We start from the raw sequence: 21,859 nt of genomic DNA, 5'->3' as shown, positions 1-21,859 counted from the left end.
TGAATGTAATTTACGGTCTCGCGCTATTTCAAAATATGGGATAATACGGCTACCGGCTTCCGGCCGGTGATCAGCTGTTGGCCATCCGTATAACCCTCTTCGCGTCCTTCAAGCTCTCCGATGAGGACCGAACGCCAATACCGGATTCGTTCCTGCCGATCTTCATCCCCGATCGCGTTGTGCAGCTCATTGGGATCTTCAACCAGATCGAAGAACTGCTCCTTGCCTGTTTGGGAGAACCAGATGTATTTCTCCTTTCCGTCGGTAACCCAATGATTGGACTGAAGCCCTTGAGCGTGCTCTCCATGAAGATGTGGACGCCAATCCGGCTTGCTTCCTCCAGCCCTTCCTGCTGACGCTAGTCTCCAGATGCTCTCGCCTTCAACCGTTTCCGGTATAGGCACGCCGGCCGCTTCCAGCAGCGAGGGCATGATGTCCCGCATTTCCACGACATGATCTGAAACCGTGCCGCTCTTCAGGCCTAAACGGTTGCCGGGATCGTTGACGATAAACGGCACGCGGGTGCTGCCTTCGTACGGAAGAGACTTTCGGAATAAATGATGGTCCCCCAGCAGCTCGCCATGATCGGAAGTAAACAGGATCACCGTGTTGCCTAGCTCCCCATATTCGTTCAATGATTGCAAAAAGCGTCCGATTTGGTGATCGATATGCGTGATCAGGGCGTAATAGGCAGCCATCGCTTTACGCAGACGGCGTTTCGGGACCAGTCCCCGCCCCGTTATAGGGGAGTATCCGGCCAGATCCGGGTCCTCCGTCTCTGCCCAATCGCCAACCGGCGGCTCCGGAATATCGGCATCCTCATACAGATCCAAGTAGGCCTGCGGAGGGTCGAACGGAGGATGCGGCCTGACGAATGACATCCACAGGAAGAACGGCTTCCCGGGGTCCCGTCGCCGCAAAAAGTCAATCGACTGCGTTACCACCCAGTTGGTTGGATGCTGCATTTCCGCCAAATGCCAAGGACGAGCGACGGTTGATGAATTGCAGTCCAAACCAAGATCGGTCATGTCGGCGCCCGGCACCCTCTCGCGGAGCCACTGCAAGTAATCGTCAACTTGATCGTAATGCTCCTGCATCGGAATGCCGTGGTTATTGCGGTTGTGATGCAGGTAACCATCGTGAAGCATTACGTTGTGGAACCCCAGCAGATTGCGTGCAGGGTAAACATGCATTTTACCGATACACTGCGTGTGATAACCGGCTTTAGCCAATTCCCCAGGCAGCGTCTCCTTGTAATTCCACGGGACGCAGTCTTGATAGCCGACGCGGCCGTGGGCGCGCTGGGATTGGCCGGTGAAGATCGCCGCTCTTGCAGGTACGCAGGTGGGTGTGGCAGAATACGCACGGCTAAACCTTACGCCGCTCCTTGCAAGCTCGTCCAGATTGGGCGTTTCCACCACAGGGTGACCTGCTATGCTAAGGCAATCAAAGCGCATCTGATCGACCGTAATGAGCAGCACATTCGGCCTTCCCTGGCATTGAGTCGAATTCATCATATTCCCTCCTCGGCATGATACTGATATCTATTTGATCATACCTTGTTGCTGAGGGTTGTCAATTGCTCTGCGATTATCCTTAATGGCCCCGGATGAATTACGACGGTTATGAATCCACCAATCCTTACTCTGCTTTACCACTCCGTTACGTCTACGTTTTTGCCATAGGCTTCAAGCTGCGTTAATGCCGGAAAAAGCGCCTCATCGCCTTTGATCAATCGTTTGAGCACCAACCATTCCACTTTGCGGGGTTGAATCTCAAAATACTGGATGCTCCGGCTTTTCACGGGATAGAGCTGCTCCGTTGAACCATCGGAGAATGCAATCGTGACTTCCTTCCACCAGCTGTCATGAGGAAAATCGCCGCGTAAAACAAGACCGATCCGGTCAAGCTCAACCGTTCGCCCGAAATCCAGCGTCAGCTCCGCATCCGACTGCTGGTTAATACCCCAGGATTGATATGGATAGGAGCCGTGATTGTGGTTGGCATAAATGCCGTCGATCGCATTGCGCGCAAAGAAGGTGGGATCATTTCGGGTTTCCACGTTAGCGTGAGCATGCGGGTAAGCGTTGGAATCATGCTTCTGGTCATGGGTATTCAATGCCAAATTCCGATATTGGCTAATTTCGCTATCCGCCGCATAGCGTACCGAAACATAATGTTTTGTCCCCGTAAATGCCTTCTCTGGGTAGGCTTGCTTGAACGACAACGGTATTTCGTATTCCCAGCTGGTTCCCTTGACATATACCAGGGACGGAAAGAGTGCCTCATCCAACTGAACCACCAAATACCGATTCGGGTGCTCCGTCGTAATTCTAAATTTGTCGCCGGCGGCGTATTCCAGCTGTTGACAGGCCAGATAAGTGAAATCCTCGTCTTCCCGCTCCATCACGCGGTCATGCGAGGATTGCGAATGACGGTCACCTTCCACCCTCACGTTCTGTTCACGATTCAGCAATTCAATTTTGATTCTTGGCATGATCCTTCTCTCCTTGTTCAAGACATATAATGAACTCAAATGGATTTATATGAACCCATACGAACATTATACATCGAACGAAACGAACAGCAACTCCTACGACAATAAACATCAATGATTATTTTTCAAGTGCAAATAGGGCTGCTGTTGTTCCATGAATCTGAGTCGTATCAAAAACAGGAATATTTGTATCTTCCTGTTTAATAAGAAGACCAATCTCAGTACAGCCCAGTATGACTCCCTGGGCACCTTGCTTCTGTAATTGGTTGATCACACGCAAATATTCGTCCTTGGATCGTTGAGAAATAATACCCAAGCACAATTCGTCATAAATGATATGGTTGATAAGTTGTATGTCATCTTCATCAGGAATCAGCACATGAATGCCGGCTGCAATCAGTTTTTCCTTGTAGAAATCCTCAGTCATCGTGTATTTGGTTCCAAGCAAAGCTACGTGATTTATGCCGCTTTCCATGAGCTTCTTCGAAGTGGCATCTGCAATATGAATAATGGGAATACGGATTCTTTGCTGAATGATTGGAGCAACCTTATGCATCGTATTGGTGCAGATTACGATAAAATCCGCACCACCCCTTTCAAGGTTTACGGCAACATCTCCTAAAATTTCTGCGCTCTTGTTCCAATTCCCAACGGCCTGGCATTCTTCAATTTCTTGGAAGTCCACGCTGTATAGCAAAATTTTTGCGGAATGCAGCCCACCCCGTTGTTCCTTTACGACCTCATTTATAATCTGATAGTACATCACGGTGCTCTCCCAGCTCATGCCTCCGATGAGTCCAATTGTTTTCATCATTGCCTCCGTAAGTATCAATTTTTCTGTGTCATTACTCTAATGTAAATAGATGTTATGATCAACGCAAGCAGCAGCCGTCGTGCCGAAAGCCAGGAATCCGTTACATAATGAGCAGCAGCCCTGGCGCAACGCTGCCAGTGGCCAATGGAATCAGATCAGCCGATCAGCATCCATTCAAAAAAAGGACACTGCCCAAATCAGGCAGTGCCCTAACTCTCTCTATGACTCATAATCAATGCATTACAAAGTCATGGCATGTCCATATTTCGCGAGGAAGGCTTCCTTAGCTTTGTAGTCCTTCATCACGCTGCCGACGCATCGCCAGAAAGATCGGTCATGATTCATATGCAAGAGATGACAGAGTTCATGAATGACCACATAATCAATGACCTCGATGGGCGCCATCGCGAGGCGATAGTTGAAAGTGAGATGCTTCGCCGAGCTGCAGCTGCCCCATTTCGTTTTGGACTCCTCGATGATGAAGGATTTCGGCGTGACTTTGAGCTGCTTCTGATAAATTCGGATTCGTTCCGCGATCACCTTCTTGCAGCTTGCGAAGTAAAATTTCTTAAGATCCCGTTGAAGCTCCTCTTCCGTTCGCCCGTCCGTTTCGATTAACTCATGCAGCGAATAATACTGCCCAAGATGAAGGAATTTGCCTTCATCCTCGTATGCCTTGACCTTCGGAGCCGTTCGGGCTGCCTCGATCGCTTGCAATTGCTTCACGATTTTGCTCCCATGCCGCCTTACGGCGTTGATCACCGTCTCATCGCTTGTACGATTCGGTGCCTTCACCGTGATCAGACCCGATGGGTGGACATGGATCGAAAGCTTTTTGCGTGTACCGTATTCTACATGACATTCGATTTGTTGTTCTCCTACTTGGATTTTCATCTATCACCAACATCGTTTCCGTAAGTTTTTTATTATCAGGCGGCCGAAAGTTCGTTTAAGCCTCACGACTGCATCTCGTTTTCGATTCGGTTCATAAAGTCTTCGGCCGCACTGTAGCCGAGTTGTTTAAGATACCAATTGTTGGCCGCCGCCTCGATCAGACTGGCAACGTCGCGTCCCGGCTGAAGCTGAACCTCGATATGAGGAATTTGGATGCCTAGATATTCCGTAAATTGAGGCACGGCCTCCAGCTCGTTGTTTAGGGAATTTTCACGCCAAGGCACCAATTCAATGTCGAGCACGATTCGCGTCTCATCCTGAAAAGCCGTGCGCCCGTATTGACGCACCACGTTGATCAACCCGATGCTTCGCAGCGCGAGAAACTCCCGGGTTGTCTCATTATGCGTTCCGAGAAGAGTCGAAGGGCCCAGCTTTTTGAGCACCACGATATCGTCCGCCACAAACCGGTGGCCCCGCCGGATAAGGGTGTGGGCCGTTTCGCTTTTGCCAATACCGGATTTGCCCCGGAGCAGGATTCCAATGCCGGATACATTCACGCACACCGCATGGATCGACATCTCCGGAGCCAGCGTCTTCACCAAATAACTGTTCAACTTGGCAATAAACTCCGTTGTCGTCTCGGTTGTACGCAACAACGGTATGCCTTCCTGATTGCAGAATAGAGTCAGATAAGGGATCTCCTGCTGTCCTGAGGTGACAATAAAGCACGGCGGATGATATTTGACGATATTTCCGATATGCAGTTTGCGTTCTTCTATGCTAAGCGTCAATAAATAGTTAATCTCCTTACGGCCGAGCACCTGCACTCGCTCCATCGGAAAAAAATCGAAATACCCGACAAACTCCAGACCCGGTCTGTGCGTCTGCGGACGGGTAATCATTCGATCCATGCGATTGGCGCCTGCAAGCACTTCCAAATGAAATAACTCCGTAAGACTTTGAACGGTGATCGACTTCATGTTGTTCTCCTCCTGCGGCTATAAGTGTTCCTGAAAAGGCCTGATCATTATTGCAGCATTCGGATATATTCAACGGCCGAGGGGTACTTTCCTGCAACTCATTGCTCAAACGCTAGATGAACGACAGCCTCGCGCCGATTTGACCGATATGGTTAACGTCTGCCCACAAGATGAAATAAGCGTAGAACATATCCCCAATTTGGACAGGGCTCGGATATCTCACAATAAGGGCTGCTTGGTTATTCATCTCCGTTGGCTGGTCAGCTGACGGATAAATGAAGCACGCTTCTTGATTTTGTATCATAGCAGGGACAATCCTTGGAGAAGAACCGTAAGGCATTAATGGATGAAAAGCTTCGGAGCTGCATACATCGGCAATCCGGTCGCCAGACGAAATCGCGGATACCTGGAAGAAACCGTCGAAGCCCTCGTATCTCTCTTCACTGACCGGCCGCCAATTTGCGGGATACGGGAAGGACACCCGGTATACAAGGCTTGTGAACATGCTTTTCGGAACCTTCCTGCCACCTGGGGACCACTGCAAGGCAGTAATCCTACCTCCGCTAACGACGTGCATCGGCATCTGTTCCCTGATATCGACGATCCAAAGCTGACTAGCGAATTCTTCAACAGTGCACCCGGACAAATAGGCGATTTTGGCACCGTCCGGCGACCAATCGACGGGCGTGGCGAAACAGTTGGAAACTGCAACCGTCCTTTGATCCTGACCGGTACGGCTGTCAATCTGGATGAGCGAATAGTAATTTGGCTCGCTGTAGGCTGTTGCGCTGTAAGCGATGCTTTTAGAATCAGGAGACCACGCGGGAAAATAGTTTTTCGCGAGTGGGCCGCCTTCCAATGCATAGATGGTGCCGTTTGCCAAATCCACCGTCGAAATCAGGGAGATGCTTGCTCCAGGGGATGTATACAACGCGAAGGTTCCATCCGGGGAAATCCGAACGTCGTGGAGCGGACCGTCCGTTAGATGTGTGATTTGTCTCCGTTCCGTGCCATCGGTCCGAATGCGGTAGAGCTGCGTAACCCCGCCAGAATCAGGAGACGCAAATAGAAGCTCCATGCCCGAAGGGAACCATTGGGCGTCCGTTGCTCCGGTCTCCGGGATGGAATAGCTTCGATGAGAGGCCGTATCATAAATGACGATCCGATCATTCTTGACATACGCCAAAGACCGGCTATCGGGAGACCAGTCCAGCAGCGTGTACGGTTCGATTTGATCAATTCTGGCTACAGTGAACGATACGGTATCCAGCACATGGACCACATTGCCGATACCGATGAATGCGATACTCCTCCGGTCGGGCGACCAATAGGGAACCGAAAATTCCGCGCCGAGCCCTTGAGTAAGTTGAAAATCAAAACCGTCCCGAGGGCGGTACAGCCATATGTCGAACGATCCGCCGCGGTTCGATGTGTAGGCAATCCACACTTGAACGATACCATGAGAAACAGTTTGCAAGGCCAACATCCTCTCTTGAATCATCTGATACTTCAGATATATTCAAAGGAGGACGGTTAGGCGACCGTCCCGGAACGCAATTATGAGCAAAGCTTCACCATAAAACCGAAGCCTGGATCGGTAAATGGAATAAGCTTAAGCGATGGGCGTTCCATTCGGCAGATCGAAATCCGGCTTCAGAAGCACCACGTCCCCTTGCTCCGGTACGCCGCCGAGCACAAGCACCTCAGATTGATAGCCGGCAATGCGTCTAGGCGGGAAATTGACGATGGCCACGACTTGCTTTCCTACAACGCTATCCGCGTCATACCGTTTCGTAATCTGCGCACTTGTACGCTTGATCCCGAGCGGGCCGAAATCAATCTTCATTTTAATGGCGGGAACGCGCGCTTCCGGGAAGGGCTCTGCTTCCACGACCGTCCCGATGCGAATATCCAGCTTGGTAAAATCATCGATGGTTGCCATGCATTTAACTCCTTACAGGTAGGTTATGGAACATGTTCATGTGCTTCGCGACATGAAATTTAAGTACCATCTTACCACCTGGGGTTGCAGGCATTCAAGAGACAGATTGGTTTAGATCGTTCTATGACGAAGGAGAGATCAGCTTAGGAGTCACACGAGATGCCGGACTGGCCCCTCTAAGATCGTTGATCTTCCACAAGCCTCAGCCAATTCTGATGATGCTTGCACACCTTTGCCCAAATCTGATCCCGTTCTAAAGTGGAGTAGTTGACGAGCGGCTCGTAAAATACGTCCGCCAGGATCTCGAACCACTCCGATTTCGACGAGACCTCTACGGTATCCAGCATGCTGCCGTTCCATTTTCTCCAAATGCAGCCTTTAAGCTCGTTCATGCCCACATCGTGCCGCTGCCTGACAACCAATAGATCCATCCATGGGGATTCCGGCGATCGGCTGTAAAATTCATGATTTGTTTTAAATAATTCCAAGCTGTTTACAACCTCAGGCGCATAATCTACCCCTACATAGGAATATTGGGGATCATGAATCAACCGCCAGCCCTGATCCGTTATGCCGGACGGCTCAAGCACATACGTGAACGGCCCCTGTTCATATTTCCCGAATTTCAATGGAATCGGCTCCCATGGCATATCCCCGAGACCGACGTCGACAAGCCAAGACTCTTCTTCCCCAAGTTCTTCGTTCATGAGGCTGACCGTTAACCCAAGATGGAAGCCGTTAATCCGTGGCTCTTGTCCTAACGGCTGTACGCCGGCCTTATGCCAACTAACCGCATACCCCAAGGCTCGAAGAAGAGCGGTAAAAGCTCCATTCAAATGAAAACAATAACCGCTTCGTTGATGGATCAGCAGTTGCACCGAATTTTGGATATCCAAGGGAGTCGGTTCCCCGGCAAAAATATCCAGGGTCTGCCAAGGAATTCTTGCCACGTGCGCTTTATGCAGCTCGAATAAATATTCCTTTGTCGGAGCCTTGATTTCGGATATTCCTAATCGGTTCAAATACGCCTTTACCTCGCTATGCGTGATCATAAATACCTGCTCTCCTTCTCCTGTTGTTAGCTTATCATAACTAACAAATTGACCTGCATGGAATGGTCAGTTTGTTGGTGTTATAAAAGACAGGAGGGTCCCGAGTGGTTAGTTCATGTCCCAGGCTTTTTGCAGCAGCCGAATGCCCGTTTCCATTTCGGACGCATTCAAGCTGGCAAATCCCAAGTATATCCTCGGGTACTGTCCAGCGTCTTGACGCTGATTTATCCACGTCTTCCGCAAGTCGTATACTTTCACGCCGGCTTTCGCAGCCTCCTGAATCAATTCCTCCGAGGTAGCTTCTTTTTTGACGAGCAGTTGAAGGTGAAGTCCGGCATTCTGACCCGTAATTTCAACAAAGTTACCAAGATGAGCCTCGATCAGCTCGATCAACCGATGATGTCTTTTCTTGTACAGGTTACGAACTTTGCGAATATGGCGAAACCAATGCCCCTGTTCGAAAAAAGCGGTCATGGCCCACTGCTCCACACGCGATGGGGCAAAAAACACCTCCTGCTGCATTTGGGTCAACTGATGCTGCAGTGCCTGTGGAAGAACCAGATAGTTCATTCGCAGTGCGGGGGTGAGCACTTTCGAGAAGGTGCCGGCGTAAATCACCCGTCCGTTATCGTCCAATCCTTGCAGCGAAGCAATCGGCTTGCCTTGATAGCGAAACTCGCCGTCGTAATCATCCTCGATGATGTATGCATGTTTAGCATTCGCCCACTCCAGCAATCGTTCCCGCTCCGGATACGGCATAATGCTTCCTGTCGGGAACTGGTGAGAATGCGTTACGTACACGAGCTCTGCATGACTTTGCTCCAATCGGTCAAGCGAGATCCCCTTATCGCCAAGCGATATCGGAAGAATCTCGCAGCCATTCAGCTGAAATTGATCCCGTACCAGGCTGTAACCCGGTTCCTCAACGGCAACATGCTTCATCCCTTTCAGCATCCTGGAGAGGAGACCTATGCTATATGCCGTTCCGGCACCGATAACTATTTGATCCGGCGTCGAATTGACCCCTCTGGAATTCCGCAAATATTCGGAAACCACGCGCCGAAGGGCGTATTCGCCTTGTGGATCCCCATACCCTCCGATCTCGCATACATGGTGGTCCAGCGCTTCCTTGAGCATTTTATTCCAAATTCGTACCGGGAAGGCAGCTTGATCTAATCGGGTTGGATTGAAATCGATGACATTGGGATTGGTATGCGCATGGGAACGAATAACCGGTATCGTGGTCATGGAGGGCGGCTGTTGATGCTGTTGGGAGTAGGAGAATTCCTTGTAGGGATTCATGACGTATAGCCCCGACCTCGGTTTGCTGATCACATACCCTTCTGCCGTCAGCATCTGATAAGCCGTCTCGATCGGCGTCTTGCTTATATTAAGCTGAAGCTGGAGGGATCGCACGGATGGCAATCGTTGTCCGTCGGGAATGGCGCCGTTTCGGATACCCTCACGAAGTTGAAGGTATAATTGCTGGTATAACGGAAACTCGCTTTGCTCGGGTAAAAGGATATCAAACATAATGGACCACCTCAGGCTTTTTAATATAAATTCACGACCCACATTCCATTCAATCTGACTTGCATAAACAGCTCCAAAGTGACCATTTCTATGTGGTCAAATATATTCTAAGCTAGCTATAGGCTGAATGTACACTAAAACTACCCGTTCAGTACGAAAGGACGAATGAGCCAATGACAACGCTTATCCATCTTCGGCACAAAATAGGGCAAGGCATATCCCCCCGTCAATTTATGGAGGGCATGAGGAGCCTGGAAATGAAACTGAGCCGAATCCCCAACACCAAGGAACAGTTTAGGCAAATCTATGACCGCTTTCAATGGGACGACCAAGAAGTTCAACGGTTCTTCGCTGAACGTAACGAGCATGGCCAACTGCACTGCCTTATCCTCTGTACGGATTGGTGTCCGGATGTGATCTGGAATGTTCCCGTCTTGTTCCGGGTAATGGAATACAGCCGCATACCGACCGAAGTGCTCATCATGGAAGAGCATCTGGAAACGATGGATCTCTTTCTTACGGGCGGTGGCCGCGCTCAACCGATCGCCCTCTTCCTTAATGCGGCAACAGGCGCGGTTCTTGGACAATGGGGCGCACGACCGGCATACATCCAAAACGTCATGGACGAGTTCAAAAGAAAACACGCTGATAAACAAGCCGATTCGTATCAGGAACAATTGGATCAGGTCTACACAAGGATCGGTGAACTCTACCATGACGGGAACGATTACCGGAAGGTCATGCTTCAGGAGCTAAAGGAGCGGTTTACTTCATTCGCATGATATGGAATCGCACTGACTGCGGTTCGACATCGGCATCTAGGACATATAGAAGATAACGTGCGATCAAAACCTTCTATAGTGAGCATGAACGTAACTTAAATCACACTCCCACTGCTTAAATCTTCCTGAATATGTTATCATTACTATCGAAAGCGCCTAATGGAGTTGTTGTGTATACAACTGCTTATTAGGGTAAGTAATTAGAAGCTTTCCATGTATAGGATTCATTAACTGAGTGCAAGGGAGAGAAACATGGATGACAAAAAATGAAGCTCAGCGCCCGTCCCGCGTCGTAATCATTGGTACAGGAGCTGTAGGAGCAACGACTGCGTACACCTTATTCTTGCGGGAAAGAGTATCTGAACTGGTATTGATCGATGCCAACCATGACAAGGCTCTTGGCGAAGCCTTGGATATGAACCACGGCCTCCCTTTTGCCGGCGGGGTGAAACTTTGGGCTGGAGATTACAGCGATTGCAAGGATGCAGACATCATTGTCATTGCCGCAGGCTCCAACCAAAGACCGGGCGAGACGCGAATTGATTTATTGAAGCGGAATACGGCCATATTTGACGATATTATTCAAAATATCGTGAAATACAATGATCACGGCATCATTCTCGTGGCTACGAATCCGGTTGATATCCTGTCTTACGTCACATTGAAAAAGAGCGGCTTCCCGGTTAATCGGGTAATCGGTTCCGGTACCCTGCTCGACAGCGCCCGCTTCCGTTATTTGATCGGGCAAAACAAAGGCATCAATCCGCGCAGCATTCACGCCCATATCGTCGGCGAACACGGCGATTCCGAGCTGCCGCTCTGGAGCATCGCCAACATTGCCGGTATCGGGATCGATCTGACGGACGAGGAAAGGGAAGATATCTTTGATCGTACCAAGAACGCCGCATATGAAATCATAAACGCCAAAGGCTCCACTTCCTATGCTATCGCATTGGCGCTTGACCGGATCATCGTCTCCATTTTGCAAAACGAGGGTTCCGTTCTCAATGTGTCCACGCTGCTTACAGACTACCATGGCGTGTCCGACGTATATCTAGGGGTGCCTTGCGTGGTTGACCGCACCGGCGTGCGGGAAATTCTTAGCCTTGAGTTTAACGACGAGGAATTGACCCAATTCCATGCTTCCGCTAACAAACTGAAAGAACAGATTTCCAAAATCTTCGAATAACCCAAACAAGGCTTTCCGGATGAACGTTCCGGAAAGCCTTGTTTTATTTGGTATGGCATCCGTGCACGCCGAGGCCCGCTTGCTATCCATTCGCTGCATAAATTGAGAATGCGCTGTATATCAGAAGCAGTCCCATCAATACATTAAACGTACGTTCATATCGGGACAACAGGTTCTGGAACAGCGAACCGCATAGCGCCCAGGTCATATTGGCGCAAATGCCAACGATGGTGAGCAGTATCGAGAATAATAACAGCTGCACATGGGTTGTTGCGATTGGCATCACGAAGGTCGATACGGCCGTAATCCCGTATAAAATGACCTTCGGATTCATGAATTGAAATATGAATCCGAACGTAAAGCTGTTAAATCCGCCTGGCTTATCATCTGCATCCCCCTGCGGCCTGCTTCGCATGATTTTTACGGCAAGATAAATCATATACAGGAAACCGATCATATTCATAACCGATCGAATCTTCGGGATATATTGATACATGGCCAAGTTGAAGTAGCTGGACAGCAGCATGATGATCAAACACCCGGCTGCAACCCCGCCGATAAAGCGCATCGTTGCTCGAAAACCGTAACTTCGTGCATTGGTCATCGAAATAATGTTGTTGGGACCGGGCGTAAATGAAGCTACAATGGCATAGGTCAACAGCGGAAGGATAAACAAGCTCTTAACTCCTTTCTTGTTTGTATGTTATAGTGATTCTAATCGGTCGTTATAGCGACCGTGCGTTATCATTATACATCATGTATGTTATAACGCACAATATGTACAATATAGAGGTGAACCAACATTTGAAGCCCATCAATTTGATATTGGCGAACAATTTAAAGATGCTCCGGGAGCAGAGAAAGCTGAGTTTGGATAAAGTCGCGGAAATGACCGGCATCAGCAAGACGATGCTGGGTCAGATTGAACGCGGGGAATCGAGCCCCTCCATAACCACCGTATGGAAGATCGCCAACGGATTAAAGCTTTCTTTTTCGTCGTTGATCAATGAGCCGCATTCTGGTACCGTCGTGGTATCACGGGAAGAGGTGCAGGCATTGGTTGAGGATAACGGCCGCATTCGAATTTATCCGTATTTCCCGTATGAAGACGGGCGGCGCTTCGAGATGTATTCATTAGAAATGGAACATGGCGGTTATTTAAGTGCAGAGGCCCATATCGAGGGTACGGAAGAGTTTATTACCGTTTTCGATGGTGAGGTCACCATTCGTGTCGATCATGAGGAATATACGGTAAAGCAAGGTGAATCCATCCGCTTCAAGGCAGACAAACCACATGTCTATCACAATTCGGGTAATTCCCTGAACCGGTTAAGCATGGTGATCCATTATTCCGGATCATGATGTCGATGGAAGAACAGCAACGGCACCCTTTTCATGAAGGGTGCCGTTGCTGTTTTGATGCTGTTGTATTATAAACGTTTTACCGACGCAGCGAATTAGCGCTGACCACCCCATACCGGGACAACAGCTTGCGGCCAAGCAGCCCCACGGCCCGGTCTGTCAGGAATCCCATCAACCCCAGGCAGATCAAGCCGACAAATATCCAATCTGTACGGAAGAACAATCGTGAATTCCATATAAGATAACCAACGCCTTCATTGGATGCAATCATCTCGGCCCCGATAATCGCCATGAACGAGGTTCCCATGGCAAGCCGAATGCCGGTGAACATGAAAGGGACGGTTGCAGGAATGACGACATGCAGCACAATCTGCCATTCGGACGCCCCCATGCTGCGGGCGGAGCGGATCTTATCCTCCTCAACGGATAAAACGCCCGTCAGCGTATTCAAGACCACGATGAAGAAGGTTGCATACAGAATAAGCATGATCTTCGATGTCTCCCCGATGCCGAACCAGACCAGAAACAGGGTTATGAACGCAATAGGAGGAATGAACCGAATGAAATTGAGGAAAGGCTCGGCGAAAGCACGGATCGGTCCGACCTTCCCAATCATGATTCCGACCGGGATCGCTAGCAGACTGCCAAACGTCCAGCCAAGCAGCACGCGGTACGAACTGATTCCGATATATTGAATCAAGGTGCCGTCCGTCAACAATTCGTATCCGCCCTTTGCCGTATAGACGGGACCGGGCAGAATTTCCGGGCCATACGCAAGGGACAGCAGATGCCAGACGCCAAGTCCTACCATCCATAACAGGATATGCAGGGACCATTTTTTTAGATGATTGCTCACGGGAACGCCTCCTCACTACTCGTCAAAATGCGATTGGATTTGGTTGTACAGGGCATGGAAGGCGGGGTCTGACAAATCTCTCGGGTATGCAAGCGGCACCTCATAGATATCCGTTATTCTAGAGGAAGGTCCTGCAGACATAATGCCGATGCGTCCTCCCAGTAGAAGTGCCTCCTGAATATCGTGCGTCACGAAGATGACGGTTTTGTCCGTATCCTGCCATATACGGACCAATTCCCTTTGCATCGTGCGTCTTGTCATCGCGTCCAATGCGCCGAACGGTTCATCCATGAGCAGAATCGAGGGATCATTGGACAACACCCGTGCCAGCTGTACCCGTTGTTTCATGCCGCCAGACAGTTCGCGCGGATATTTGCTTTCATGTCCCGCAAGGCCCACGAGCTCAATAAATTTGCCGGATATCTCCCTTCTCTTCTCAGCTGGCATCCGTTTCATGCGGAGGCCGAACTCCACATTCTCCCTAACCGTCAACCACGGAAACAAGGATGAGTCGGCTTGCTGAAATACGACGGCACGATCCTGGCCGGGGCGCTCCACTTCCTTTTCCCCTACCCTTACTTGACCTGATGTCTTGGAGACGAAGCCGGCGATCAGACTGAGCAGCGTCGACTTCCCGCACCCGCTTGGTCCCAGCAGGACGAAGAACTCCCCGCCTTTAACCGCCAGGTTGACGTCCTGGATGATATAATGTAAACCGCCTGCCGATGCTGATGCCTGCATGTAACTTTTATTCAACTGCTCAATATGGATTTCATTCTGCCTTGACGCTGCTCTCATTTTCATCATCTCCTTACTTCAAATCAATGACTCGATCCGGGAAGGCTGTTCTTACCAAATCCAGATTCAATTTATCATTCAGCTCGAAATCCTTCTCGATGATACCGTTAGCGACCATGTATTCCTTCTGTCCCCGCAATCCCGCATAGGCTTTGTCCGTAAATCCAATGCTCCATGGATTCTTCGGCAGATCCTTTAAGGTCGCTTCCTTCGGCTGCTTGACTTCCTCGTACATCAAATCCGCTGTTTCCTCCGGATGGGCTTGGGCATAAGCCGACGCTTCATCCAGCGCTTTCAGAAGCGCTACGAATCCTTCCTTGTTGCTATTGATTAATTCATTTGAAGCGATCAAACCGGTGCCAAGCCTTACCGGCGTCTTCGACATATCCGATAGCTCTCTGGCTTCGGCAAGGGCACCGAACTTTTCGTTCAGCACTGCGCCATATACCCATGCGGCGTCAATTTCTCCTTTTTTCAGCGCCACGTAGGCCTCGTCGAAGCCTCCTTGCCCGATCAGCTCCACATCCGACAATGCAACCCCGTTATCGGCGAGATAAACATCCCACAGATAGGGAATGAATGTGCCTCTGGAGAAACTCAATTTCTTGCCCTTGAGATCGGCAGCGCTGGCGATCTCTTTACGGACGAACAGTTTCCATTCGCTTGCGCTCAAATCCGTGGCTGTTCCGGTTGAGGCGAATAAAGAGTAATCGCCTTTGCTGACAGCATTCAGGAGTGGGAAGTCTGCACCGAATGCAACATCCACCTGCTTAATAAACAAGGAGTTCACGCCTTCGGCCGGCGTTGCGAAGTTCACCAGCTCGGCATCAATCCCGTGTTTGTCGAAGATCCCCTTGCTCTTAGCTATACGAAACACCGCATTCGTGGAAATATCGGCGATTTTCAATTGAAATTTACTCTCTTGACTGTCACCGCTGGCCTTACCGCATCCGCTAAGCAAACTCATTGCCAGCGTCGATATCAGAAACCAAGCATGCCATCGTTTCAAATAAGGTCTACGCATCGCGATCCCTTTCTTTCTGCGTTATTTCATCGGTCCTGGCCACGCATAACGCTCCCTCCCCGTAGGAGATCGTGCCTTCTACTTCCACGGTACTAACGGCACCTCTCGGTGCGGCACCTGGCAGGCGGTAATCTGCCACATCAAGCGGAGCAATCTCGGTCTCTACGGGCAATTCAAGCTGTGGCACCCATTCATAAGGAACCCGGTATGCGCGGTAGACCATATTGGAGTTGCGGATATTTTTATAAGGCGAAATATATTCCCATACCAGTTCAAATTCTCTTGTCACCTCGAATATTCGGCCGTCGGCTCCTTCGGTAATCAAGGTGTTGCCGTTGGGCAGACGCTGTGCTGAGCTGATATACGGACTGTAGAAGCGGTAAGAGTCCAGCGGAGCCTGAAAGCCGGCCTCCGTGGGCGTATACTGCCATTCAATCTCTAAGGTTACGGGATTGATTTCCAGAATTCGCGAATGGTCGCGCCGCGCTATTTTCAAGCCATCTGCCGCTTCCGGATTCGGCTTTCCGTATCCGCCCCAGCCGCCGTTGTCGAAGATCAGAATATTGCCTTCGCCCGGAAGTCCCTTCGGTATGAGGTGAGCATGATGCTGGCCGATAATCCAGCCAATATGCTTCGTTTCTTCCGTGGAATAGTCAGGGCCAAGCTTCCAGACAATGTTCCCGGTTTTTTTGTCGATGATGGCAATAATGTTCGTTTCCCGTGCATCCCAGATCATATTATCGGGATGGAAGCGTTCGTCCCCCGCATCATAAAACCGGTTAGGACCAAGCACAGATACCGAGTTAATATGCATCCAATCCCCGGCATGGGCTCCGAAGCCGCGGGTATTCGGATCACGGGATAACGCTAGCTTCGCGTCTTCATCAAACCCGAGTTCATCAAAGTGATCGCTAACCGCCCATTCCCAAATGACATTGCCTTCCCAATCCACTTCGATGATCATATCGTCCAATAGTTCGATGTCGGAAATTTCGGGACGCTTCACATTTTTGTGAGCAAGAATAAGCGTATTGCCGGAACCTACCTTCGGATCCTGCCCGGGTACATAATAACCGACGGGATTGCCCTCCCGCTGGTAATCATGATGCTGTCGAGCCATCCATTGTGCCGGATGACCCGGGTCCTCTATGTATTCATAACGATCGAATTTCCAGACGATATTGCCCTCCCAGTCGACCTGTACCAGATTGGTTTCATCCTGAAACCCGTACTTCGGATCGCGCTCTGAGGTGCTCCCAAGCACATAACCTCCGGGAAAGAGCTTGTTCGGAAATCCCCGAAGCCCTTTCCATAAGTGAACCTCCCTGCCGTTCATGTCAATCAGGAGGGCGCCGGTATCCGCGGCTTGATAAATCGTGTAGCCGCTCCACGCCTTCCCCGGTTGAAATACGGTTGTACCCGTTGGATAAATCGTTGGATGTCCCATCGTTCAACTTCCTTTCTAATATGAATTTTAGTAAGAAATGAATTTGTTCGAGCGTTTCAGTGAGCCTGGTTTGCTATGATCAATTGCTGCCGGCATATCGAAAGATGGGCGGGGCGGCCGAAGCACGAAATCCGAGAAGCCCTCCAGATGATCGTTCAACCGTTCAAAATAATGGATCAGATATTGCAGCTCCTCCTGCGAGAATATTCCGAATATTCGTTCGATCGAACGCCCGCCTATGTATTCGTTACGCTTCACCATTTCTCTTCCAGCATCCGTGATGTCCAGCACAATCGATCTCCGATCGCTCTCGCTCCGTCTTCTTACCGCGAACCCGCAAACCTCAAGTTTATCGCACAAGGCCGTTACCGCTCCGGACGTAAAATCGAGCTGTTCCGCAAGCTCCCCAAGCTTCTGCTCCCCATCCCGCAATATGGTGTTCAGGATCAACAAACCTGGCAGCGATACGCCTTCTATCGAGATTTTGTCACGCTCCTTGACAAATCTCCGCACCATTTTGCGAAAATGCCAATCCGCCTCTTCCATTAATGCCCAATCCGTTTCTTCCATGCCGCTCCTTCCTGTGGAACGATAGCCTCAGACTCCAAGTCATAATCCGTAACGATGTCCGGAAAATACAGAAAGGCTCCCATTTCCCCCTTCCGTTAAAATAACGAAATCGAGTAAACAGGAGCCTTTGGTAGACCAATCGGCTGATATATCGTTCAATACTAAGATAATGAATGATCATTTAATGAGGACTGAATGAATTTGCTTGTGGCTAGATTAAACCAATTAATACCACCTGTCAAGTAGGAATTAAATATATATTTAAACCATCAAAACAAAACCCCGCACTAGATGCAGGTTTCTCCAAAGCCAAGCATATTGATATCGCATAAAGGTTGTTCCTCTACTTTGTCGATAGGTCTCGAAGAGGATGCAAGAATAGGCTGTATGTCGATTCAGAAAATCCTATAGAAAAAAGCCGTCGAGACGGTTCCTCGACAGCCTGCATGCATCCATATGTTTGAGCTTGCTGTTAACATGCAATCTCATCTACCTTAACCCGATTTTAATAAATGCCCGCTTTCTTGGAGGTTTGCTGAATCCCGTCGGTTCCATGAACCACCGTGTTTCCCCAGCCGGTCAGGTTTCCGCTTGGCCCTGCAGCCAGATCCAAATCGTTCAGCTCCGGGCTGTTTCCGTACCAGGACCAAGCCAGCCAGCCCACTTCCTTCTGCTGTCCGTACTTCATAATAGCAATCTCATCGACATCGGCACCTTGATGATAGCCGCCGAACTCCCCAATGATTAAAGGCAATCCTTTGTTTAAAACATCGTCCATATTCGTTTTCACCGTAGCGGCATCCTTACCAGCATACTCATACATATGGATGGAGAAAACCGTATTTTTCAGTTGATCGGAAGCAAATACCGCGGCCCCCTCATCCACGATGGATTGCGGGTATTGCCCCCATCCCGCTGCATCAACGATCAACGTATTCTTAATGCCCGCGTTTCTTAATTTGGGAATGGCCTGCTTATAACCATCGGCCCATCCGCTGCTGTTCCAATTTCCATACCATTCATTAGCAATATTGACGATGACGCGGTCTTCTTTTCCGATCAATGCCCCTTTGATGCTGATCCAATAGTCGACGGCCGCTTCAAGGGAAGCATACTCATCTTTGCCTGTCGCATCATGCACCTCCAGAACGGCTATCATTTGATGCTGCGACACCAGCGAGATGATACTGTTGACGGCGTTCAGGTCATCCTTGGTCCATTGCGACCCGTTCGACAAGACGACTCGTACGGTATTGGCTCCCGTTTGCGCGATAGCCGGAATAGCCGCGTTCAGATCATTCTTGTACCAGGTGTGGGGATGATTTACACCCCTCATCACAAAGGCCTTGCCCGTTGAATCATACAGCTTGGTACCGTTTACATAAAATCCTGTGGCTGCTTCTGGATTAGGAAGTCCACCGCCTACTGACACAAACGCCAGGATCGCGACTAGAATAGACTTCCATCCCTGCATCCATATCAACATCATCTTCCTCCCTCTGGATTCATATCATTTGATTTCTAGCCTCGGTACTAGATGAGAATCAAAACCGAAGTGATTAGATTATTTAGGTAATCGTTTAAGTAATAATTCGAATTTTATATGCCTCACCTTCACCTGTCAATGGTATATATGTTTATAATAATGTTGCGTGTAAAAGATTTCGTTGACATCGAACGATACTCTTTCTTAAAATATTTTCTAAGGTTAACGATAACTTAATAACGGAGGCTTTATATGACAATGACTTTACATACCCTGGGTTCTGAAATCCGAAAAGAATGGCTGGAGCATATCCTGCCTTTTTGGGGAGGATTGAAGGACGAAACCAACGGCGGGTTTTACGGCCAAGTGAACGCCGATTTAAAGATTGATGAACAAGCAGCCAAAGGCGGGATTGCCTGTTCAAGAATTTTATGGAGCTTTAGCGCAGCCTATCGGACGACGGGGCACGAAATCTACGCAGAGCATGCCAGGCATGCCTTTCAATTTCTCGCGCGCCACCTCATTGATCGCCAATATGGCGGACTGTATTGGATGGTGGATTACAAGGGAGTCCCGACAGATACGAGGAAACATATCTACAATCAAGCGTTCGGCGTATATGCATTAAGCGAATACCACCGCGCTTCCGGGAACCAAGAGGCATTGGATCTGGCCAAAGAGCTGTACCGTCTGATCGAGAGTAATGGGTATGATGCGAAACGGCAGGCCTACAAGGAAGAGTTCGACCGGGAGTGGAACGAGCAGCCCAACGAAATGCTTAGCGGCAACGGCGTGGTCGCGCATATCACGATGAATACGCATATTCACGTCCTGGAAGCTTACTCCACGCTTTATCGGGCTTGGCCCGAGGCGGTGGTCCGAGAATCGCTTCATAACCTGCTGTCCATTCTGTACCATCATATTTTCGATGCTGATCGGAGACGTTTAGGGGTGTTTTTTGACAAGGATTGGAACCCGCTCGTGGATGTCACTTCATTTGGCCATGATATCGAGGCCAGCTGGTTGATGGATGAGGCGCTTGATGTCATCGGAAGCACGAATCCGGATTATAAGCGCATGGTTCTGGACTTGGCGTATGCCGTTTCTGAACGGGCCGTGCAGCAGGATGGTTCGCTCATGAATGAGCAAGAAGGCTCACGTCTGGATACCTCCAGAATCTGGTGGGTCCAGGCTGAGGCTATGGTCGGTTTTTTCAATGCCTATCAGCGTACGGGAGATATTCAATTTCTTGAACAGGTCTTCAGAATGTGGAATTATACGAAAAAAAATATTATCGATTCCCGCCCGGGCAGCGAATGGTTTTGGTCCGTCAATGAGAACGGACGGCCGGATCAGCACGAGATGGCCGGACCATGGAAATGTCCGTATCATAACAGTCGATTTTGCTTGGAAATCTTAAATCGAATCGAACATGTAAGCAGCAAGCTCTAACAGAATAACAATCAGAAATGCGCCTTCGCCTTTATTTGTCTCAGACGAGCAGGTATACTGTACTTGGATCATGGAATGATTGCATACATACTCGGACAGATGGTCTACTTCGACTGTAGATAAAAGGAGACAAACGCGATGAACAAAAACATAACGATGAAGGACATCGCGGAGCAAGTTGGCGTCAGCACGGTGACCGTCTCGAAAGCCCTGAACGACAAGGAAGGCGTAAGCGACGAGTTAAAGGCAAGAATCAAAGCCATCGCCAGCGAAATGGGCTATCGGGTGAACACCGTTGCCAGGTCCATGCGCGAAGGGCTGACTTACAACATCGGCGTCATCATTCCAGAACGTTTTACCGGACCCGACCAATCGTTCTATCTTCGCGTCTATCAAGAAATCTCCAAGGGATTGGAAGACTACGGGTATTACGGCATACTTCATATTTTAAGCAGCTCGGATGAACAGGCCTTGCAGCTGCCGCGCATCTATTATGATCGCAAAGTGGACGGATTCATTCTGCTGGGACAGATCAGCAAACCTTACATCGAGATCATGCACGCCATCGAACCGCCGATTCTGTTTCTGGACTTCTACGATGACCATTCGGATATTGATGCGGTGGTTTCGGATAATTTTTACGGTGCCTATGAACTTACCAATTACCTGATCCGGCAAGGACATCGCAACATTGCCTATGTGGGCAGCTTGCATGCCACAAGCAGCATTCAGGATCGGTTCCTGGGTTACTATAAATCGCTGCTGGAGCATCAAATCGCGCTTCGGCAGGACTGGGTAATCAACGATCGGAATGAGCACGGCAATTATCTCGACATCGAGATACCGGATGAATTGCCAACAGCTTTCGTATGTAATTGCGATCAGGTCGCCTATTTGGTTGTGCAGAAATTGCAAGGCATGGGTTACCGCATTCCCGACGACTGCTCCGTCGTCGGTTTTGACAACGATATCTACGCTACGCTGACCGTGCCGCACCTGACGACGGTTGAAGTCAATATGAAGCAGCTGGCTCAAACGTCGATCCAGTCCATCTTAAGCAAAATCAGCACCCCTGATACCAAATTCGGCAGAATTGTGGTGAAGGGCAAGATCATCTATCGTTCTTCCGTCGCCAAGATGTAAACCCTCCCACCATCAAACATGCCCCGAACCACGCATCG

21 protein-coding genes are annotated in these 21,859 nt (G+C 49.6%); 5 read left to right on the top strand and 16 right to left on the bottom strand.

The genetic code is table 11. The features are described 5' to 3' along the window. Positions 1–23: 23 nt before the first annotated feature. The 9 genes from JNUCC32_RS07885 to JNUCC32_RS07845 form a co-directional block, all read right to left on the bottom strand. Positions 24–1,514 (bottom strand): arylsulfatase, encoded by a 1,491-nt coding sequence (locus JNUCC32_RS07885; protein WP_192571582.1) that lies wholly within the window; start codon positions 1,512–1,514, stop codon positions 24–26. A gap of 137 nt (positions 1,515–1,651) precedes the next feature. Further along, positions 1,652–2,497: a discoidin/SUN/FTP domain-containing protein gene (locus JNUCC32_RS07880; protein ID WP_192571581.1), complete on the bottom strand. Its 846-nt coding sequence runs from the start codon at positions 2,495–2,497 to the stop codon at positions 1,652–1,654. 118 nt (positions 2,498–2,615) lie between these two features. Further along, entirely contained in the window at positions 2,616–3,308 is a 693-nt protein-coding gene (locus JNUCC32_RS07875; RefSeq protein WP_192572617.1) for an aspartate/glutamate racemase family protein, read from the bottom strand. 243 nt (positions 3,309–3,551) lie between these two features. Beyond that, positions 3,552–4,205 carry a M48 family metallopeptidase gene (locus JNUCC32_RS07870; protein ID WP_192571580.1) on the bottom strand — a complete coding sequence of 218 codons (654 nt, stop codon included), beginning with the start codon at positions 4,203–4,205 and terminating at the stop codon, positions 3,552–3,554. 62 nt (positions 4,206–4,267) lie between these two features. Then, the gene (hprK, locus tag JNUCC32_RS07865; RefSeq protein ID WP_192571579.1) at positions 4,268–5,185 is read right to left on the bottom strand and encodes an HPr(Ser) kinase/phosphatase; all 918 of its coding nucleotides are present in this window, start codon (positions 5,183–5,185) and stop codon (positions 4,268–4,270) included. Positions 5,186–5,297: 112 nt separating this feature from the next. Further along, positions 5,298–6,671 (bottom strand): PD40 domain-containing protein, encoded by a 1,374-nt coding sequence (locus JNUCC32_RS07860; RefSeq protein ID WP_192571578.1) that lies wholly within the window; start codon positions 6,669–6,671, stop codon positions 5,298–5,300. Between the two features lie 126 nt (positions 6,672–6,797). Next, positions 6,798–7,127: a chaperone CsaA gene (csaA, locus tag JNUCC32_RS07855; protein WP_119847928.1), complete on the bottom strand. Its 330-nt coding sequence runs from the start codon at positions 7,125–7,127 to the stop codon at positions 6,798–6,800. Between the two features lie 176 nt (positions 7,128–7,303). Next, a complete protein-coding gene (locus JNUCC32_RS07850; protein ID WP_192571577.1) occupies positions 7,304–8,179 on the bottom strand; it encodes an arylamine N-acetyltransferase family protein in 876 nt (291 codons plus the stop codon). Positions 8,180–8,287: 108 nt separating this feature from the next. Next, on the bottom strand, positions 8,288–9,712 hold the full coding sequence (locus tag JNUCC32_RS07845) for a MocR-like pyridoxine biosynthesis transcription factor PdxR (RefSeq protein ID WP_192571576.1): 1,425 nt from the start codon (positions 9,710–9,712) through the stop codon (positions 8,288–8,290). 257 nt (positions 9,713–9,969) lie between these two features. On the opposite strand from JNUCC32_RS07845, the gene JNUCC32_RS07840 reads away from it, so the two are divergent. Both JNUCC32_RS07840 and JNUCC32_RS07835 read left to right on the top strand, forming a co-directional pair. Next, positions 9,970–10,494 carry a thioredoxin family protein gene (locus tag JNUCC32_RS07840; RefSeq protein ID WP_267132965.1) on the top strand — a complete coding sequence of 175 codons (525 nt, stop codon included), beginning with the start codon at positions 9,970–9,972 and terminating at the stop codon, positions 10,492–10,494. Between the two features lie 256 nt (positions 10,495–10,750). Beyond that, positions 10,751–11,683: an L-lactate dehydrogenase gene (locus JNUCC32_RS07835; RefSeq protein ID WP_096774118.1), complete on the top strand. Its 933-nt coding sequence runs from the start codon at positions 10,751–10,753 to the stop codon at positions 11,681–11,683. Positions 11,684–11,765: 82 nt separating this feature from the next. Here the strand turns inward: JNUCC32_RS07835 and JNUCC32_RS07830 are convergent, their stop codons facing one another. Next, positions 11,766–12,359, bottom strand: a complete 594-nt coding sequence (locus tag JNUCC32_RS07830; protein WP_192571574.1) for a LysE family transporter — start codon at positions 12,357–12,359, stop codon at positions 11,766–11,768. A gap of 128 nt (positions 12,360–12,487) precedes the next feature. On the opposite strand from JNUCC32_RS07830, the gene JNUCC32_RS07825 reads away from it, so the two are divergent. Beyond that, the gene (locus tag JNUCC32_RS07825; RefSeq protein WP_145038126.1) at positions 12,488–13,045 is read left to right on the top strand and encodes a helix-turn-helix domain-containing protein; all 558 of its coding nucleotides are present in this window, start codon (positions 12,488–12,490) and stop codon (positions 13,043–13,045) included. A 79-nt stretch (positions 13,046–13,124) separates the two neighbouring features. On the opposite strand, the gene JNUCC32_RS07820 is transcribed toward JNUCC32_RS07825, so the two are convergent. The 6 genes from JNUCC32_RS07820 to JNUCC32_RS07795 form a co-directional block, all read right to left on the bottom strand. After that, a complete protein-coding gene (locus tag JNUCC32_RS07820) occupies positions 13,125–13,901 on the bottom strand; it encodes an ABC transporter permease (RefSeq protein ID WP_090908666.1) in 777 nt (258 codons plus the stop codon). 15 nt (positions 13,902–13,916) lie between these two features. After that, positions 13,917–14,699: an ABC transporter ATP-binding protein gene (locus tag JNUCC32_RS07815; RefSeq protein ID WP_192571573.1), complete on the bottom strand. Its 783-nt coding sequence runs from the start codon at positions 14,697–14,699 to the stop codon at positions 13,917–13,919. Between the two features lie 13 nt (positions 14,700–14,712). Next, entirely contained in the window at positions 14,713–15,723 is a 1,011-nt protein-coding gene (locus tag JNUCC32_RS07810) for an ABC transporter substrate-binding protein (protein ID WP_192571572.1), read from the bottom strand. Beyond that, positions 15,716–17,170: an aryl-sulfate sulfotransferase gene (locus tag JNUCC32_RS07805; protein WP_192571571.1), complete on the bottom strand. Its 1,455-nt coding sequence runs from the start codon at positions 17,168–17,170 to the stop codon at positions 15,716–15,718. Before JNUCC32_RS07805 ends, JNUCC32_RS07810 begins: the two co-directional genes overlap by 8 nt. A gap of 27 nt (positions 17,171–17,197) precedes the next feature. Then, entirely contained in the window at positions 17,198–17,740 is a 543-nt protein-coding gene (locus JNUCC32_RS07800; RefSeq protein ID WP_192571570.1) for a MarR family winged helix-turn-helix transcriptional regulator, read from the bottom strand. Between the two features lie 505 nt (positions 17,741–18,245). Continuing rightward, positions 18,246–19,226, bottom strand: coding sequence for a glycoside hydrolase family 5 protein (locus tag JNUCC32_RS07795; RefSeq protein ID WP_430623462.1), 981 nt, complete (start codon positions 19,224–19,226; stop codon positions 18,246–18,248). Positions 19,227–19,478: 252 nt separating this feature from the next. On the opposite strand from JNUCC32_RS07795, the gene JNUCC32_RS07790 reads away from it, so the two are divergent. After that, positions 19,479–20,678: an AGE family epimerase/isomerase gene (locus tag JNUCC32_RS07790; protein WP_192571568.1), complete on the top strand. Its 1,200-nt coding sequence runs from the start codon at positions 19,479–19,481 to the stop codon at positions 20,676–20,678. Between the two features lie 138 nt (positions 20,679–20,816). Next, entirely contained in the window at positions 20,817–21,821 is a 1,005-nt protein-coding gene (locus JNUCC32_RS07785; RefSeq protein WP_192571567.1) for a substrate-binding domain-containing protein, read from the top strand. Positions 21,822–21,859: the final 38 nt, after the last annotated feature.

Origin of the sequence: Paenibacillus sp. JNUCC32 (genome assembly GCF_014863545.1) — a bacterium.
GTDB classification, from domain to species: domain Bacteria; phylum Bacillota; class Bacilli; order Paenibacillales; family Paenibacillaceae; genus Paenibacillus_AQ; species Paenibacillus_AQ lautus_A.
Note: the sequence above shows the minus strand (reverse complement) of the source record. Positions and strands in the feature narration are given on the sequence as shown.

Coding starts and splice junctions, on each gene's coding strand:
- JNUCC32_RS07885 (WP_192571582.1), bottom strand. CDS start 1,514: ATGAATTCGACTCAATGCCAGGGAAGGCCGAATGTGCTGCTCATTACG.
- JNUCC32_RS07880 (WP_192571581.1), bottom strand. CDS start 2,497: ATGCCAAGAATCAAAATTGAATTGCTGAATCGTGAACAGAACGTGAGG.
- JNUCC32_RS07875 (WP_192572617.1), bottom strand. CDS start 3,308: ATGAAAACAATTGGACTCATCGGAGGCATGAGCTGGGAGAGCACCGTG.
- JNUCC32_RS07870 (WP_192571580.1), bottom strand. CDS start 4,205: ATGAAAATCCAAGTAGGAGAACAACAAATCGAATGTCATGTAGAATAC.
- hprK (WP_192571579.1), bottom strand. CDS start 5,185: ATGAAGTCGATCACCGTTCAAAGTCTTACGGAGTTATTTCATTTGGAA.
- JNUCC32_RS07860 (WP_192571578.1), bottom strand. CDS start 6,671: ATGTTGGCCTTGCAAACTGTTTCTCATGGTATCGTTCAAGTGTGGATT.
- csaA (WP_119847928.1), bottom strand. CDS start 7,127: ATGGCAACCATCGATGATTTTACCAAGCTGGATATTCGCATCGGGACG.
- JNUCC32_RS07850 (WP_192571577.1), bottom strand. CDS start 8,179: ATGATCACGCATAGCGAGGTAAAGGCGTATTTGAACCGATTAGGAATA.
- JNUCC32_RS07845 (WP_192571576.1), bottom strand. CDS start 9,712: ATGTTTGATATCCTTTTACCCGAGCAAAGCGAGTTTCCGTTATACCAG.
- JNUCC32_RS07840 (WP_267132965.1), top strand. CDS start 9,970: ATGAAACTGAGCCGAATCCCCAACACCAAGGAACAGTTTAGGCAAATC.
- JNUCC32_RS07835 (WP_096774118.1), top strand. CDS start 10,751: ATGACAAAAAATGAAGCTCAGCGCCCGTCCCGCGTCGTAATCATTGGT.
- JNUCC32_RS07815 (WP_192571573.1), bottom strand. CDS start 14,699: ATGAGAGCAGCGTCAAGGCAGAATGAAATCCATATTGAGCAGTTGAAT.
- JNUCC32_RS07810 (WP_192571572.1), bottom strand. CDS start 15,723: ATGCGTAGACCTTATTTGAAACGATGGCATGCTTGGTTTCTGATATCG.
- JNUCC32_RS07805 (WP_192571571.1), bottom strand. CDS start 17,170: ATGGGACATCCAACGATTTATCCAACGGGTACAACCGTATTTCAACCG.
- JNUCC32_RS07800 (WP_192571570.1), bottom strand. CDS start 17,740: ATGGAAGAAACGGATTGGGCATTAATGGAAGAGGCGGATTGGCATTTT.
- JNUCC32_RS07795 (WP_430623462.1), bottom strand. CDS start 19,226: ATGTTGATATGGATGCAGGGATGGAAGTCTATTCTAGTCGCGATCCTG.
- JNUCC32_RS07790 (WP_192571568.1), top strand. CDS start 19,479: ATGACAATGACTTTACATACCCTGGGTTCTGAAATCCGAAAAGAATGG.
- JNUCC32_RS07785 (WP_192571567.1), top strand. CDS start 20,817: ATGAACAAAAACATAACGATGAAGGACATCGCGGAGCAAGTTGGCGTC.